General features: G+C 56.4%; 13 protein-coding genes and 1 tRNA gene. 8 read left to right on the forward strand and 6 right to left on the reverse strand.

The genetic code is table 11. The features are described from left to right. The first annotated feature begins 93 nt into the window (after nt 1–93). Complete coding sequence (locus tag AC3ZVB_RS12635) at nt 94–918, forward strand: FkbM family methyltransferase (RefSeq protein ID WP_490146678.1); 825 nt, start codon at nt 94–96, stop codon at nt 916–918. A 77-nt stretch (nt 919–995) separates the two neighbouring features. Next, nucleotides 996–1071, forward strand: a tRNA-Thr gene (locus AC3ZVB_RS12640). Between the two features lie 179 nt (nt 1072–1250). Here the strand turns inward: AC3ZVB_RS12640 and AC3ZVB_RS12645 are convergent. Together AC3ZVB_RS12645 and AC3ZVB_RS12650 are read right to left on the reverse strand one after the other, a co-directional pair. After that, on the reverse strand, nt 1251–1892 hold the full coding sequence (locus tag AC3ZVB_RS12645; RefSeq protein ID WP_490146679.1) for a BRCT domain-containing protein: 642 nt from the start codon (nt 1890–1892) through the stop codon (nt 1251–1253). A 154-nt stretch (nt 1893–2046) separates the two neighbouring features. Continuing rightward, nucleotides 2047–2985, reverse strand: coding sequence for a cyclase family protein (locus tag AC3ZVB_RS12650; protein ID WP_194691772.1), 939 nt, complete (start codon nt 2983–2985; stop codon nt 2047–2049). A gap of 620 nt (nt 2986–3605) precedes the next feature. On the opposite strand from AC3ZVB_RS12650, the gene AC3ZVB_RS12655 reads away from it, so the two are divergent. From AC3ZVB_RS12655 to AC3ZVB_RS12675, 5 genes are all read left to right on the forward strand, one after another. After that, nucleotides 3606–3965 (forward strand): DUF6124 family protein, encoded by a 360-nt coding sequence (locus tag AC3ZVB_RS12655; protein ID WP_490146680.1) that lies wholly within the window; start codon nt 3606–3608, stop codon nt 3963–3965. A gap of 431 nt (nt 3966–4396) precedes the next feature. After that, nucleotides 4397–5947 (forward strand): OmpA family protein, encoded by a 1551-nt coding sequence (locus AC3ZVB_RS12660; RefSeq protein WP_490146681.1) that lies wholly within the window; start codon nt 4397–4399, stop codon nt 5945–5947. A 17-nt stretch (nt 5948–5964) separates the two neighbouring features. After that, nucleotides 5965–7773, forward strand: a complete 1809-nt coding sequence (locus AC3ZVB_RS12665; RefSeq protein WP_490146682.1) for a hypothetical protein — start codon at nt 5965–5967, stop codon at nt 7771–7773. After that, on the forward strand, nt 7773–8606 hold the full coding sequence (locus AC3ZVB_RS12670) for a hypothetical protein (protein ID WP_247266882.1): 834 nt from the start codon (nt 7773–7775) through the stop codon (nt 8604–8606). Before AC3ZVB_RS12665 ends, AC3ZVB_RS12670 begins: the two co-directional genes overlap by 1 nt. Before the next feature lie 258 nt (nt 8607–8864). After that, entirely contained in the window at nt 8865–9770 is a 906-nt protein-coding gene (locus tag AC3ZVB_RS12675; protein ID WP_490146683.1) for a hypothetical protein, read from the forward strand. 204 nt (nt 9771–9974) lie between these two features. On the opposite strand, the gene AC3ZVB_RS12680 is transcribed toward AC3ZVB_RS12675, so the two are convergent. Further along, a complete protein-coding gene (locus AC3ZVB_RS12680; protein ID WP_162437004.1) occupies nt 9975–11261 on the reverse strand; it encodes an OprD family porin in 1287 nt (428 codons plus the stop codon). 384 nt (nt 11262–11645) lie between these two features. On the opposite strand from AC3ZVB_RS12680, the gene AC3ZVB_RS12685 reads away from it, so the two are divergent. Further along, nucleotides 11646–13739, forward strand: a complete 2094-nt coding sequence (locus AC3ZVB_RS12685; RefSeq protein WP_490146684.1) for a TonB-dependent receptor — start codon at nt 11646–11648, stop codon at nt 13737–13739. A 194-nt stretch (nt 13740–13933) separates the two neighbouring features. Here the strand turns inward: AC3ZVB_RS12685 and AC3ZVB_RS12690 are convergent, their stop codons facing one another. The 3 genes from AC3ZVB_RS12690 to aguB all read right to left on the reverse strand — a co-directional run bounded on the left by AC3ZVB_RS12690 (nt 13934) and on the right by aguB (nt 16383). Continuing rightward, nucleotides 13934–14146 (reverse strand): hypothetical protein, encoded by a 213-nt coding sequence (locus AC3ZVB_RS12690; RefSeq protein WP_162437006.1) that lies wholly within the window; start codon nt 14144–14146, stop codon nt 13934–13936. Nucleotides 14147–14392: 246 nt separating this feature from the next. After that, nucleotides 14393–15499, reverse strand: a complete 1107-nt coding sequence (aguA, locus tag AC3ZVB_RS12695) for an agmatine deiminase (RefSeq protein WP_490146685.1) — start codon at nt 15497–15499, stop codon at nt 14393–14395. A 5-nt stretch (nt 15500–15504) separates the two neighbouring features. After that, complete coding sequence (aguB, locus tag AC3ZVB_RS12700) at nt 15505–16383, reverse strand: N-carbamoylputrescine amidase (RefSeq protein ID WP_162437008.1); 879 nt, start codon at nt 16381–16383, stop codon at nt 15505–15507. Nucleotides 16384–16652: the final 269 nt, after the last annotated feature.

Raw genomic sequence — 16652 nt, forward strand, 5'->3', positions numbered from 1 at the left:
GAAATTGCGCCTACCCGCTCCCCTTGCTATACAAGCAACCAGGCGCCTACATCGCAGCCAAAAAACAAGAAAACCAACTGGCAGGAGGCGACAGTGACGTTTATTTCCTACGCACAGAATTTCGAAGACATTCGCCTGTGGCGCGCGCTCAGAAACTTAGAGAACGGCTTCTACATCGACATCGGCGCCAATGACCCTGCCCATGACTCTGTGACCAAAGCCTTCTACGACAATGGCTGGACCGGCATCAATGTCGAGCCAATGCCCAATTACTACGAAGCCCTTTGCGAACAGCGCCCCAAAGACATCAACCTGCAATGCGTCGCCGGTGAAAACGCACAAGACCTGACCTTCTACGGCATCGCCGGCACCGGCCTGTCGACCCTGGAACCGGCCATGGCGCAACTGCACAAAGATGCCGGCATGGACGTTCGAACCCACACTGTGAAATGCCGCACGCTGTCGTCCATTTGCGAAGAACACGCACACGGCCGACCGATCCACTTTTTGAAAATAGACGTCGAAGGCCACGAAGAAACCGTCCTGCGCGGCATGGACTTCACCCAATGGCGACCGTGGATCATCCTCATCGAAACGCCCTGGGAGCGAAACCAGACCTGGGAAACCCTCGTCACCGACGCCGGCTACCACGCCATCCTGTTCGACGGCATCAACACCTACTACCTGGCCGACGAACACCTGAACCTCAAACCCGCTTTCGATATCCCGCCCTGCAACCTGGACAACTTCCAGTTATGCCGCGGCCACAAATTCAGCCACCCCGTCAGCGACGCCGAACACCACCTCGCCGCCGCTCTGGCACGCGCCGAACAGGCCGAAGCGCAACTGCACGCCATCCAAAACAGCCGCACCTGGAAAGCACTGCATAAACTCAAGAATGCACTGCTGCGCGCCTGATCCGATGCATGCGCAAAAATAGTCTGAATTCAGGGGTTTACAGAACCAATCCAATCGCTATAATCGTCGCCCAACACGCCGGTATAGCTCAGTTGGTAGAGCAACTGACTTGTAATCAGTAGGTCCCGGGTTCGACTCCTGGTGCCGGCACCATACAAAACGAAGCCCCTGCAGAAATGCAGGGGCTTTGTTGTTTCTGGAATATCAATTTCTATCCACCCACTCGCCCCTGTAGGAGTGAGCCTGCTCGCGATGAGGCCATCAAACCCACCGCCAATCTGCCGACCAAAACACTGGTTTACCCTACCCAAGACACCTGGAACAAACCAACCTCAACCAAACAGCACCTTTTGCCAATGATCCTCACCCACAATGGCAATCGAAGCCCCCGCCTCCCGTAACTCCACAGCCTTCATGATCTTCGTCCCGTAAGTGCTATGGCGCCACTGCTCATTACCCACGCTACCCACCACCAGGTAATACACCTTCTTACTCACACCTCCCCCAATCAAACCACCTCGCTCCTCGACCAGCGCCTGACAATCCTTACGCGGCCCATAGGCCATGACGCCCGTGAAGACAAACACCCGGCTGTCCCACACCAAATCGGGGATTGGGGAGTTGAACGGAAGGTCTGTAGGTGCAACGGCAACAGCTCCACCAACCTTCGGTCTCTCAATGCTCACTCCAGAAAAGCCCCGCAGAATGTTGAGCAGCTCAAGGGCCTCGTCCTTGTCTAGAGCATCATCCTGAAGCATGCACGCCAATCGCGAATACAGCAGGTTGATGACCGGATCGTCCAGATACGCGAGATTGTTTTCCAGCCATTGCTTCAGGAACAAGGCTTCGGCGGTGTTTACAGTACCGTCAGCCGTAATCCCGGCGGCCAAACCCACCAAAGCATCGGCGGCGCGTCGATCGATACGGGCGCGGTGGAAGAATTTGCTGCTCTCAAACTCTTGGTGTAGATCCATTACGGCTTTTTCCTTGGGGTGGGTACTGGATTGATACCGAAGCATCAGCGGGTAAATGTTGTGTTCAAAGCTAGCATCGCCGCGCGCAGACACCCGATTTTTTATACGAAAATAGATCCGTCCCCTTTTCCGTCATCCCCTGGCGTACGGTCTGTCAGTGAATGGCGACCGGGTTAATGTTGACCTGGGTCGAACCCTTGTACAGTGGCTGGCCGAGGACAAACATGAACTCCCAAACCTTGTCTTTCACCAGCGCGCGGCTGTCGATGAGTTCCAGGTTGTAGATGCCGTTCTTGGCCAGCATGTACTGGTTCACCGGGAATTCCTGGCCGTCTTTGGCCGGGTAGATTTCTGAGGCCCAAGTGTCACCACCGAACGCGACGATCTGCTTATCCACCAGCCATTTGGCGGCTGCCATGCCGATGCCCGGCTCTACGGCGAGGAATTTTTTGTTGTCCTTGCCCAGCAGTTCCAGCCAGCCGGTGTTGAACAACACCACATCGCCTTTCTGGATGGTAATGCCTTGCAGGTCGAGCGCTTTCTGGATGTCGGCAACGGTGAATTCGGTTTTCTCCGGCACGATTGGCGTGCCGTACACGGCGGTCATATCCAGCACCACGCCACGTGTAACGATGGGCGGGACCTTCTCGATGCCGAGTTTTGTCACGCCTTCTACGGTCACGAAATCGGCGGCGCGATTGCCGTTGTAATAGACGTAGTCGATGCCTATATGGCCGATGCCGTTGAGCTGGGTGCCAACGCCTGTCCAGCCCACCACCAGTTCATCATTGAAGGTGAATTTGTTCGGACCCATTGTCGTGCCGCCCGCCTCGCCCGGCTGGACGTTAGTCAGGTTGAAACTGCGATGGCGGAAGGCAGGGAGAGTCTTGTCAATGGGTACGGCCAGCGGATAAGTCTTGCCGGTCTTGATCAATTTGGCGGCGTTAAGCACCGAGTCGGCGTTCAGCAGGTTAAGCGCGCCGATTTCATCATTGGCTCCGTATTTCGACGGGTACCACTTTTCGGCATCCGCGGCCTGGGCAGCACTGACGGTGAAGAGCAAAGCAAAAGGCAATATCAAACGATTGAGCATGGGGGCGTCCTCATGGGGTTGCAGTGCATCCAACGTACACAACCTGTTTGTGGGGAAACAGAGAGTTGGGGGCAATACATTTGTTCTGGATAGTCACGAGTAACGCGAGTGCTATAGGAGCGGCTTTGGAAGGTGTGTTCCCGGAACGCTTACGCAGAGATTAAAACGCGACACTCAATCCATAATCTGGAAAATCAAAAAACGTAGGAAGTTTCTTTATTAGTTGCCAGAAATGTTCGCCGAATTTCTCAAATGACATATCTACCGCGCGATTAGCGCAGTTTGTTTAATCCCGTCACCCGTCACTTCCAGAAAGCTACAAAACCTTGCGGCATTGCTTACGGTTACTCCAGAATCCGCCGGCTTGTGCGGCTATACCCCGAGTTCTATCGTTGACCTGCCGCTGCTCATCAGTGGTCGGGTTTAGCAGCTCGCGGTTTATCGCTGCACGTGCATCCACACCACAGGTATTTTCCATGCCTGCTGTTTGATGGTGGCTGTACGTAGGGCGTCTTCGGGCGCGCCGGCTTTGCGATATTCCCCGGTCTGCTAACCTGCGTGCAGCTGCCACCCTATTCGTTAGCAGCGGATAGGTTGGCACCCGATCTGGAATATCGACTATGAAAGTAACCCCCGATCCCCCGAATACCAGCAACGCCTCCGAGCCCGAAAACCCCAAATCTGAAACGCTCGAACAAGCCCCTTACTGCGATTGCAATGAACGACACTCCTGCGTCGCCAATATCAAAGCCACCCCGCGCACACCTTCTACTCTGTTCACCGTCAACCCGGATATCGACGTCCAAACCCTTTTAGGACGTGTGAGCGAGTCCCTGGCATCCGCCAGCGTCATCACCATGGATGTTGCAGACCGTGAGACCGGGACAAGTCGCAACTCTCTGCTGGGTGTTCACCAGATCCTGATGGTTGCAGAACTCTCAGTGAATCGAGCGCTCGACCAACTCGACCCTATTGATTAAAACGCAGCAAACAAAAGCGACGGCTCTCTTTTCAACCCTACAAAAACGAAGCCCTCGCAAAACGACGAGGGCTTCACAGTTTCGGCCCCACGCTTGCCCCAGCATGCCGAACCGCATCACCTCTCCCCCACGCATTCACAGAACAGTTCCACCGCTTTTCTGCATATCACAGTGCCATCACCACCCCATTCCGAAGTATCATGCCCAAGGAAGCCTCGCCCCACCCAAAGGCCTTCCCCGCTCCACCCGATACGTCGCACGCTAAGCGACACCAAAAGACACGGATGTGTCACGGCGTCATGCCTGTACTTATATGGATATTCCCGACATGGGCTTTCGCCTCGCAAAAAATCTCATTCCTGCGCCTGGAGCCGTGCTAATCGCACACCGCTCGGGCTTCTGCTTGCCTGTAAATCCATGGAAGTTGCCAGATGCTTTTGAATCGTGTCTTGAGACCCACTGCGCTCGCCGTTGCGATTGCTGTTGGCCTTAGTGGTTGCGCGCACGTCGATAACTACATGGGTCAGTCCTCGGGGACGAGTGCATGTGTTGCCGGTGGCGCTGTCGGTGCCGTGTTGGGTGTGGCCGTTGCTGGTTTGAGCAAAGGTGACGCCAACGCCTATGCCAAAGGCGCGTTGATCGGCGCAGGTGCGGGTTGTGGCGTTGCGTTGCTGTACCGCGATCGCGTGCAGAAGCTGCAGGCTGTGGCGAAAGAAGAAGGCCTGGTGATGCAGGTCAACGAGTTGAATGCCGACGTCGCCGCCACGCCTACTGCCGCGCCGAGCATGCAAGCAGTCGGTGTTGAAGCGCAGGTGCAGTCTTCCGAAATGTTTGCCGTGGGGTCAGCCGAGCTGACACCTGATGGCCGGCGGAAACTGACTCGTCTGGCTGCCACGTTAGCCGACAAGCAACCAGGCTCAGCGCCACAAACGCCTAAAGCGCTGAAGAAAATCCTGGTGGTTGGGCATACCGACGCGACAGGTGCTGCTGAATTCAACCAGAAACTCTCCGAGCAACGCGCTCGTGCAGTGGGCCAGATCCTGGCCGATGCGGGCATCGCTCGTCAGGACATCTATTACCAGGGCGCCGGTGCGTCCCGCCCGCTTGCCAGCAACGCCACGGAACAAGGTCGTACCGAGAACCGTCGTGTCGAGTTTGTCGAAGTCGACAACGAAAAACTGCTGGTCGAGCGCGTCCGCAGTGAGCGCAGCAACGCCAAGTACCTGGCTCACGGCACAGCCCCGGTGACCTCAGTCAAACCTGCGGTGGCTAAAGCGCCAGCGACCAAGAAGCCTGTGATCGTCGCCAGCAAGAAACCTGCGGTAGACGCACAGGAACCGGTTGCTCAGGCCCCTGAAACAAAAACACCTGCGTCCATTACATCGCCCGCTGTTCCACTGGACGGCAAGGGTGGTGTCGACTTCGGCGGCAGTGCTGTGACCACCACGCGCTCGGTTCTGGCGATGGGGATTACTCCGAAAAGCTCACCGTTCGCGCTGATCGGTACGGCTAACGCTGCGGCGCCGTTGAGCTCGTGTGTTGCTGATCTGCCCCGCATCGAGGGCCAAGTGAAGAGCCTGGCCGATGACAAGCCGCTGAACGAGTTCGCCACCAACGAGTTCTTTCCAGGCCTGACCGGCAAGCCGTGGGCCACTGCGGTTAACGGGCACTCCGTCACCGTCGGCCCGATCGCTGTGTTGCGTGATGACGCCAAAGTCGCTCAAGCGCCAAAAATGCAGTTCATCACCGACTACGCCACACCGCAGAAGAAGCAAAGCCAGGCCTACACCGCTGTCGCTAATACCTACGAAGGTGAGACCCAGATCTTGTACCGCGTGTTTGCTGTCGACCAGAACAAGTCGCCGGTGACGTGCATGGACATCGTTTTCGACAAGCGCGCTGGTAGCGCCGTCGCAGGCGAAATTTATTACCCGAAACAGGGTGACGCTTACGTCGCTCAGTTCACACCCAAGCGCCGTTAAGCCAAGAGGTACACACAATGCTCGAAATTTTCCGCTCGTTTTTCACGGCGTACTGGTACGTGATCATCCCGGTGGTCTTTACCGTCCTGCTTTCAATCCCGGTGATTGTTTACTGGTCGTCCTTTAAATACTGGTTGATGAAAGTCCGTATTCGACTGCCGGTATTTGGCCGAATCAGACACTGGGTCAAGCATCCTGGCGAAAAAGAAAAGCCAAGTGAAAACAACACCCGGCCTATCGGTTTTCTTTCGTCCGAACGTGAATTGTGCTCGTTCTACGACAAGTACTACCGGGACCACCAACCTTCGGAAGCCAACTTCCGGCGCTGTCAGAATTACCTCGGCAAGGTCCAGGAAGCGGATCGCCGGGAAAAAGGCCTGGGCCTTTGGGCACTGATTATTGTGTTGATGCTGATCGAGGCCACGGCGTTCGGTTTCGCACTGGCACCTTTCGCCCTGACGCTGGCCACTCCGAACACCGCATTGGCGGGTGCTTTCGCGATCGGTCTGGTGATCTCGATTATTGGTTTGTTCCTGTCCGAATTCGCCGGGCGCGCGCTCTACAAAAACCACATGGTCGATAACATCATGTCGTACGAAAACCTGCGCCGTAATGGTTCGGGCGGCGACATGATCAGCACTCACATCATCACCATCGACAACACCAATGACGATGACGGTGATGCGCCTTATCAGCAGTTGCTGAACCGCATGAAAGTGAATAAAAACGGCGACATGCCGGCCAAGCGTTACACCATGCTGATTGGCTATGGCATTTTCATCGTTGGTTTGGCAGTCGCTGCGTTCTGGGTCCGAACCGAAACACTCAACGCCCAAGAGTCTGACCTGATCGCCAACCCGCCTGCGCAGGTCCAGTCGGCTGACGACTTCCCGGCAGCGGACGGCGTACCGATTCCCGATGACATGCAAGCCATGTCCGACAGTGCTGCCGGCAAATCGGCCCAGGATCAGATCGATGCGTTGCACCGCGCATCCCTCGTGACCTTCGCTGTATTGAGTGGCCTGTTTATCTTCATCCAGGCGAGCTCGACCTACCTGGCGTTCATCTTCGGTTTTGCCGGCACACATTCACGCAAAGCCTGGGAACGGACACACAAGTTCTCCAGCGCCGACGACTTCATGCGCTACCACGCCAGCAAGGCGCGCGATGTGGCCAACGATGCACAAGCGTCCTTGGGCATGCTTCAAGGTTTGCAGATGAAAGTATTCCGGGTTGGCGGCAATGATCTGGATGCGTTGCGTTCGGATTTGCTGAACCGAACCTTCGAATCGTACATCGCTCAGGAAGACAACAAAGCCAGGGGCAAAAAGAGCCGCGACGTCATCGAGACTTACTTCAAGAAACTCATGGCCGACCTGTCTGCCGCCATTGAAGCGGGCGACAACGCCAAGATCAACGAACTGATCTCGGTCGCCACCCCGCGCTTTAATCAAATCGACACCAACGACCCTACGCTGGCCGATTTCAAAACGCAGTTCGCCAGCCTGAGCATCTTCCACACCAAACCGACGGCTGCACCAGCACCAGCACCTGTCGTGACACGGGTCGAAGCATCCGTCATCGAAGTGGCCGTTGCCGTTGAGCCAGCTCTGGCTCCAGTGCCGGCGCCAGCTCCAGCTCCAGCTCCAGCTCCAGCACCAATCGTCGCCCCGACCCAGGCAGCCGCCTTCGATCACAACGCCTTCGGTGATCTGACCGGTTACGAAGAGGACGACATCGACTACGTTGCCGGCAAAAAAGGCGTGGACGCTGCGATCATCCGCCGTGCCCGCAAACTCCAGCTGCTCGATAAGTCGGAGGCCTGATGAAGTTCAAGAGCCTGATCCTGGCTCTGGCATTTGCCCCCGCTGCCCTCATGGCAGCGGAGCGCAATGACGTGCCGAGCTGCTATGCCCAAGCCAAGATCGAAGCGTTTCGCAGCGCGCCCTCCGGCCGCATGCTGACCGTCGTCGTGGACCAGACAACACCCTTGACCCCCGACCTGCAAAAGACCGCCTGGGGCCACATCAAGCGCTTCATGCAACCGGGTGACAAGCTGCGCCTGTACTCTTTCAGCGCTTATCTGGAAGGCCACTACACGCGCCTGCAATTCGCTGGCGAACTTGAGAAACCCATCGACCCTGCGGTCCTGGGCGATGTGCCGATGATGGCCAGCCGTAAGTTCGACGGGTGCTTGAAAGGCCAGTCCGCGGCACTGTTTCAGCGGTTCGGAAAAGCCTTTTCAAGTGCGATGGGTAAATCGAGTTCGGACATTCCCCGCAGTGAAATCCTGTTCAGCCTGAAGTCGATCGGTGATGACATCAAGACGGCTGAGGGTGTGAACGAGCAGGTCATTTTGCTGATGTCCGACATGCTGGAATACAGCGATTTCGGCAGCTTCTACACCAACAACGGCATACGTGAAATCAACCCTGGCGTCGAACTGGCCAAGGTCGAAAAGCAGAACCTGCTGGCCGATTTCTCCGGCGCTCGGGTCTACGTTCACGGGGCGGCATTCGTGCCGACCCAAATCAAGAACGGCTACCGCAGCGGCAAGATGATCCAGAACCTGGAAGGTTTCTGGCGTCTCTATTTTGAGAAGTCGAACGCGCAACTCAAGGGGTTCGGCAACCCTGAGTTGACCATCGCAGTCGAGTGATTGATGGGCCGCCCGAGGGCTTAAGGCTGTTCACTTAAGCAATTTCGAACTGGATGAAACCCTGTGGCGAGGGAGCTTGCTCCCGCTGGGGCGCGCAGCGGCCCTACGCTTTTACGTGAAAAGCGGGGGACTGCTGCGCAGCCCAACGGGAGCAAGCTCCCTCGCCACAGGTACAGGTACAGGTACAGTGTTTCGATTAGGTGAAAAGCATTACGTCCAGAGGGCGGCCTTTTCATGGGTGAGTAATAAGGAGCGAACATGAGTCTCTGGGGCGACCTGAAGCAAAAAGCCATAGATGCCAACCCTGAACTGGCCTCCAAGGCCGCACAGGCCCTGAACAAAGCCAAGGACCTGGCGATTGAAGCCGGTCAGAAGGCCGCGCCGGTGTTGAAAGAGGCTGGCGAGAAAGCCGCTGCCTACGCTCAGGAAAAAACGCCGATCGTTAAGGCTCAAGCCCTGAAGGCGATCGAAGACGCCAAGATCCGTCGGGCCGAACTTCAGGTGCAAGCAAAGAACGACAAAGCCGCACGTGATGAAATGATCCGCACGATGTATGACATCAGCCTGTCTCCCGAGGATGAACTGTTCATCGATGAACCCTTCAACCACTACGGGCGTCAGTTCAACTTTTTCATCATCACCGGTGAAGTGCTGGACAGCCAAAAGCGCAACCAGGTGCATTTGCATGCCGGTCACTCTCATAGTTCTGGTGGTGGGTACATCAGCAATGGCAGCGGTTATGTGGGCGGCGGTTCATCGTCGTCTTACGTCAGTAGCCGTAATGTCGAAGAACACGAGTTTTGGGTCAGGCTGCAAGACGGTAAAGAGTCCTGCTTTCAATTCGCCGACAAGAACGTTCGCATCCGCGAAGGCCAGATGATTTCAATGCTCTTCATGCGGCCGGCTGATAACGATACCGGGCAAATGGTCTCGCTCTACAACCACAACGCTGACCAGTACCACATCATCTTTTCCCCGGCGCAGATCAACCAGATGTTCAACCTTTATACGGTTGAGCCCGGGTTCTTCAATAAGAACGAGGTGTTGACGACGCGTAGCCGACTTCTGCTCGCGCTTGATCAGCGGCTGGAACAACTAAAGGGCTACATTGCCCGGTACGAAAAGCCCGTCATGATGATCCAGGCGCAAAAGCGCCAGGAATAGTTTTCAAGATGCGTTTTTATAACAAAGCCCTCGACATCAGGCGTGCGTTCCATCGACGTGTCGTTGCGGACGACATGTTCGCAACACATGTTCTCGAAATGCGATTTCGGCGACATGACACATTCAAACGACAATGGAGCGCCATGAAACAAAAAACCCCGAGCCAGTCGGGGTTTTCTTCAAGCTGAAAAACTCAAATCAGCATCAGAAGATGTTGATCGGGTAATCCACGAACACACGCACTTCGTTACCGCTGACGTTGTACTCACTCGATTTCTGCGAAACACGCAGGATCGAGCTGCGCAGTTTCACGCTGAGGTCTTTGGCCGGGCCGCTTTGTACGACGTATTTGAACTGGTTGAAGATTTCGCGCTCGGTACCGCCTTCACTGGTGGAAGTGGTGATGTTGTCGCCACGCACGTAGGCAAAGTTGTAGCTCAGGCCAGGCACGCCGAAGCTGCCGAAATCGAGGCCGTAGCCCAGCTGCCAGCTGCGTTCGTCTTCAGCGTTGAAGTCGGACCAGTAGGAGTTCGCCAGGTAGATGGTGTTGCCGCCATCGCCGACGCGACCTTGATCCTTCTGATAGCCGCCGTAGGCATAACCCAGGTTGCTGTCGCCGGTGCTGCGCTGGTGAGCGAGGGTGAACGAGTGCGGGCCGGTGGCGAAGGTAGCTGCCAGGCTCCAGATCTTGTTGTCGTCGCCGGTGGCGCCGCTTTCGCGGACGTAGGAATCATCCAGCTTGGTGCGGTAGCCGTTGAAGTCCAGGGTCAGGGACTGATCTTTATCGATCGGGAACACGTAGTTGGCGTTGAGGTACTGTTTCTTCAACACGTCTTCAACGTCGGACGCGTAAACGGCCGCTTTGAATTGTTCGGTGAACTGGTAGCTACCGCCCAATACATTGATCGACTTCAAGCCACCACTGTCACGGCCTTCAGCGCTTTTGCGCGATTCAGCGGTGAAGCGACCGGCGTTCAGCTCCAGGCCTTTGATCTCCTTGGAGGTGATCAGGGTGCCGGTGTAGCTTTCTGGCAGCAGGCGGGAGTTGTCGTAGTTCAGAACCGGCAGGGCCGGCATCTGGTCGCCGTAGGTCAGCGTGGTGCTGGACAGACGGAATTTGACCGCTGCGCCGCCCTTCGACAGGTCATCAGCCGCGTTGCCGCTGTCACCCTGTTTGAAGAAATCGATACCACCGGCGCCGCTGCGGCCTTTGCCGCCATCCAGACGCAGTGCGTACAGGCCAAAGGCGTCCACACCCACACCGACGGTGCCTTGGGTGAAGCCGGACGAGAACGTACCGATGGCCGCTTGGCCCCACTCGGCTTTGTCCGGGTTGCCGTCTTTGTAATCACGATTGATGTAGGCGTTGCGCAACAGCACTTTGAGGCTGCTGTCTTCAACAAAACCCTTGGATTCGGCCTGGTCGTTAGCCATGGCCTGTGTAGCACTCAACATCCCCAGAGCGATCAGGCTGATTCGCTTATTCAACATTTTGTTCTTTTCCTTATTACCGGTTGATACGCGCTGTGCCGGACGGTTGAAACGGCGCTATTGCGCTCTTTTTTCACCGCAAAATAAAAAGGCCCGCCCACGAGAAATCGAGGCGGGCCTTTTATTATTTTGTGAGTCATGGCGGTTGGCCACAGGCGTTGGGGCGAATCCTATCCGCGCGCTTAACAATGTGTCAATTTCAAGAATCGTCTGTAAATAGGCGAAAAAAATCTAACGAATCATCTGCGTATCGATTTTGACATGATTAGAAACAATCAAAGCGAGGTACTTTTCAGGAATAATTAACGGAAGTAAATAGCAAGCATTATCATTCGCGCCCTTCACAAGAAACATCCTACAACCCCTACGGACGCGCCCCTTCAAATGCCTGCCCCATTTCGTCTTGTGCCCTTCAGTTTTGGGCTCTCTGCTGTGCTTTCTGCCGGTTTTTCCTATGCTGCGCCCACCACATTGCCGGCAACGTCGATCAGCGCCGAAGCGGAAGCCGACGATCCGCGCGTGAAAGAAACCAGTACCGCCACTCGCACAGCGACGCCGGTTCGCTATGTGCCGCAAGCCATCGATTCGGTCAAAACCTCGAACGTAATGGATTACGGCACCAACGATTTGGGCACGGCACTCAGCGGTATGCCGAACGTCAGCAGCGGCGCCGACACACGCTTCGATAGCCTGCGAATCCGTGGGTTTGACGCCAGCAACGACTTTTATCTCGACGGTATTCGTGACGACAGTCAGTACGTGCGCGACTTGCACAACATTGAGCGCATTGAAGTCCTCAAGGGCCCCGCAGCCGTTTTGTATGGCCGAGGCAGCCAGGGCGGGATCGTCAACCGCGTCAGCAAGCTACCGGAATTTGGTCGTCGCTCATCCATTGAAGCCCAAGGCGGTAGCGAAGATTTGCGCAGCCTGTATGCCGATTTGAGCACCGACCCGAGCGAGAACATCAGCCTGCGCCTGAACATGGGCAACATGGATGAAAACAGCTTCCGCGATGGTGTCAGCGGCAACCGTCAACTGTTCGCGCCGTCGATGAGCTGGCAGCTCACGCCGGACCTGAACTGGCTGGTGCAGTACGAATACAGCCGCTACAACCGCACCCCGGATCGCGGTATTCCCGGTGTGAACGGGCGCCCGGCGGATGTGGGGCGTGACACGACCTACGGCAACGATCACGATTTCATCGACGACAAGTCGCAATCACTGCGTTCGAAACTCAGCTATGAACTCAGCGATAACTGGCAACTGCGTCACACCTTGGGCGTGTTCAAGCTCAACAGTGATTTCGATAACACCTACCAGACCGGATTCAACCCGACGACCAACCAGGTTCTGCGCCAGCACTGGCAGCAGGACCTGACCACTCGCAACGTCTTCAACAACGTCGAGATGGAAGGTGGTTTCGACACCTTCGGCCTGGAGCATCGCCTGCTGACCGGTATCGAAATCGGCAGCCAGCGCCGCGACCCGACGCTGTATAACGCCGCCACTTCGGGACCAGGCAGCTCACCGGTGCCGTCTGTGGATTTGTACAACCCCAATCGGGATTTGCGCCACACCGGACGCATGCAGGTGGCGAGCAACAACCACACGGAAGTGGAAAGCCGCGCGGTCTATGTTCAGGATCAACTGCGCTTGAACGATCAATGGCAAGTCCTGGCCGGTCTGCGCTACGACACCTTCGACATCGAGTCGACCAACCAGATACGCAATATTTCCGAAGACCGTGACAGCCACAGCACCAGCCCCCGTGTCGGCGTGGTCTGGACACCGTTGCAGAATCACTCCTTCTACGCCTCCTGGACCAAGACCTTCTCGCCTGTCGGCGGTGGCTTGATCGGGATCACGCCTGGGGCTGCCGGCAACAGCAACGACCTGAGCCCGGAGCTGACCAAGCAGAAAGAAATCGGGGTGAAAAGCGATTGGCTCGACGATCGCCTGAGCACCACGTTGGCGATTTACGAACTGGAACTGTACAACCGGCGCACCAGCGATCCACTGGACCCGACCATCACCCTGCTGACCGGCAAGCAACGCTCCCGCGGGATCGAGTTGACCGGTACGGGCAAGATCGTGGGCAACTGGTATGTGCGCGGGGGCGTGGGTATTCAGGATGCAACGGTCGAGGAGGACAACAACGGCTTTGAGGGCAAACGCATCAGTGATGTGGCCAAGCACAACGGCAGTCTGTTCCTGACCTGGAAACCGGAGATGGGCTGGTATGCGGAAACGGGCCTGACGTTGGTGGGCGATCGTTACGCCGACAACCTCAACACCGTGGTATTGCCAGGTTATGGCCGCTGGGATGCGTTGGCCGGGTTCCGCCAGAAGGACTGGGATTTGCGTGCAGCGCTGAACAACATCACGGACAAAGGCTATTACGAATCGGCCACCAGCCAGTTCCAGATTCAACCGGGAGCACCGCGCAGCCTGGTAGTGACCGGGACGTACAGCTTCTAAACAACACACACAAACCTGTAGGAGCTGTCGAGTGAAACGAGGCTGCGATCTTTTGATTCTGTTTTTTAAGATCAAAAGATCGCAGCCTCGTTTCACTCGACAGCTCCTACAGGTTTGGGGGTCTTTTCATCAAATGCGGGCGAAAAAAAGCGCCGCCATCCCGGCAGCGCTTTATCAATCCGTTGTTTTACTTCTTATCCTTCCATCACATCCCACAACGCTTCCAGTTCCGCTTCGCTGAACAAACCAGCGGGGTAGCGCTCGATCATCATCCGGCGCGGATCAGGTTCCCTGATCTGACGCGTTCCATTGGATTTCAACCAGTGCGCCAGGATCTGGAGCGATTCGTTATTGACTGCCAGGGGATGCAACGCCTGCTCGCTCACTACATTCACTTCGGCGTTCATTTCCTCGCTCTCTCCTGGGTGTGTGAGCGGCTAACTTATCCAAGTTTTATGACAGAACAGCACAGTTCTCCCCTCCCTGTTTAACGCCATGACCGATACAAGAGCTGTGCCAATCTGTCCGGGTTGTCGATATGCGGATACAAAAAAGCCCGCGGTCCTGATGGATCGCGGGCTTCTCGTAAAGTACGAGGGGAAAACCGTGGGTCAGAATTTTTTCTGAACCAACTCAACCTGTTACAACTGCACTCACTCTTTGTGCGGCGCCGGCTGTTGTTGGGTAAGGCAGTGAATGTTGCCGCCGCCCAGTAACAGTTCACGACCCGGCACCATGACAACTTCATGTTGCGGGAACAGGTTCTGCAAGATTTCCTTGGCCGGACCATCCAATGGATCGTCGAAGCTCGGCGCGATGATGCCGCCATTGACGATCAGGAAATTCACGTAGGAACCGGCCAGGCGAACCGTAGGATTTCGCTCCTGTGTACCGTCCACCGGATCCACACCCGCGCATTCTTCCTCGGTGGCATACAACGGACCCGGGATCGGCATTTTGTGCACTGTGAACGGGCGACCTTTGGCATCGGTGCTGCTTTCCAGCACTTTCATCGCCGCCTGGCAGCGCGGGTAATTCGGGTCTTGCGGATCATCGGTCCAGGCCAACAGCACTTCACCCGGACGCACGTAGCAGCAGAAGTTATCCACATGTCCGTCGGTTTCGTCGTTGAACAAACCGTCCGGCAACCAGATGATTTTATCCACAGCCAGATTGGCGCTGAGCACCTCTTCGATGGCTGCGCGGTCCAGGTGAGAATTGCGATTGCGGTTGAGCAGGCATTCTTCAGTGGTGATCAGCGTGCCTTCGCCATCCACGTGGATCGAACCGCCTTCGAGCACAAAGCCCTCGGTGCGATAGCGCGGGCTGCGCTCGATCTCGAGGATCTTGCCGCCGACCTGGGAGTCGCGGTTCCACGGCGAATACAGCCCGCCGTCGAAACCGCCCCACGCGTTGAAATCCCAGTTCACGCCGCGGACTTCGCCGTTGTTATTGATGACAAACGTCGGGCCGGTGTCCCGCACCCAGGCATCGTCGCTGGACATCTCGACGACGCGAATATTGGGCACGTCGAGGCGGGCACGGGCGTTTTCGTATTGGCCGGCGGACACCGCCACGGTCACTGGTTCGAAACGGGCGATGGCTTTGGCCACTGCGACGTGCGCGGCTTGCGCCGGTTTGCCGCCCAGGCGCCAGTTATCAGGACGCTCCGGCCAGATCATCCAGGTTTGGGTTTGTGGCGCCCATTCGGCTGGCATGTGGAAGCCATCGGCGCGGGGCGTGCTGTTTAAAGTGGTCATGACGATCAGGACTCCAGAGAACCGTCGAGGGTTTTGATAGCACCATACAGGTTCGGGCGGCGGTCACGGAAGGAGCCCCAGGCACTGCGAATGTGTTCCAGCTGATCGAGATCGAAACGTTGCACCAGTACACCCTCTTCGGTTTCGTTGAGTTCCTGAACCTTCTCGCCGAACTGGTTGGCAATGAACGACGAGCCATAAAACGTGATGTCGTAGCCGTCCTGCTCTTCGTTGCCGATGCGGTTGCTGGCGATCAGCGGCATCAGGTTGGCGCCGGCATGGCCTTGCTGCACACGTTGCCAGTGATCCCGGGACGAGATGCTCTTGTCGTGTGGTTCGCTGCCGATGGCGGTCGGGTAGAACAGAATCTCTGCGCCTTGCAACGCCATGCTGCGGGCGCATTCGGGGAACCACTGATCCCAGCAGATGCCCACGCCGATTTTTGCGTAGCGGGTATTCCAGACTTTGAAACCGGTATCGCCCGGGTTGAAGTAGTACTTCTCGTGATAGCCAGGGCCGTCCGGGATGTGGCTTTTACGATAAATCCCGAGGTTGCTGCCGTCGGCATCGATGATCGCGATGCTGTTGAAACGCGCGCGGCCGGCCAATTCGTAGAAGCTGATGGGCAACACCACTTGCAGCTCTTTGGCGACTTTCTGGAAGTGCTTGATAGCGACGTTGTCTTCGACCGTCGTAGCCAGTTGCAGGTAGTCCGGGTTGGGTTTCTGGCAGAAGTACGGGGCTTCGAACAGTTCCTGAATCAGGATGATTTGCGCGCCTTTGGCCGCAGCCTCACGGACCAGCTTCTCGGCGGTCTCGATGTTGGCTTCAAGGTCCCAGGAACAAGCCATCTGGGTAGCGGCGACGGTAACGATACGGCTCATGAATCATCTCCTGGGACAGAAAGGAAAAAGCCCAGGCGAAGTCGACCACGCCGAGGCAGTGGCGACTTTATAGCCGATAAATATCGGCTATAAAAGCAATTATTTACACAATCAGACAAATTTCAGCATTAAACCCAGATAACAATCGGCATTAGAGTGCCTTTGTAGGAGCTGCCGAGTGAAACGAGGCTGCGATCTTTTGATTTTTAAAAACAACATCAAAAGATCGCAGCCTCGTTTCACTTGGCAGCTCCTACAAGGGTCTGGCT

Source organism: Pseudomonas sp. MDV22-iso1 (assembly GCF_058145095.1).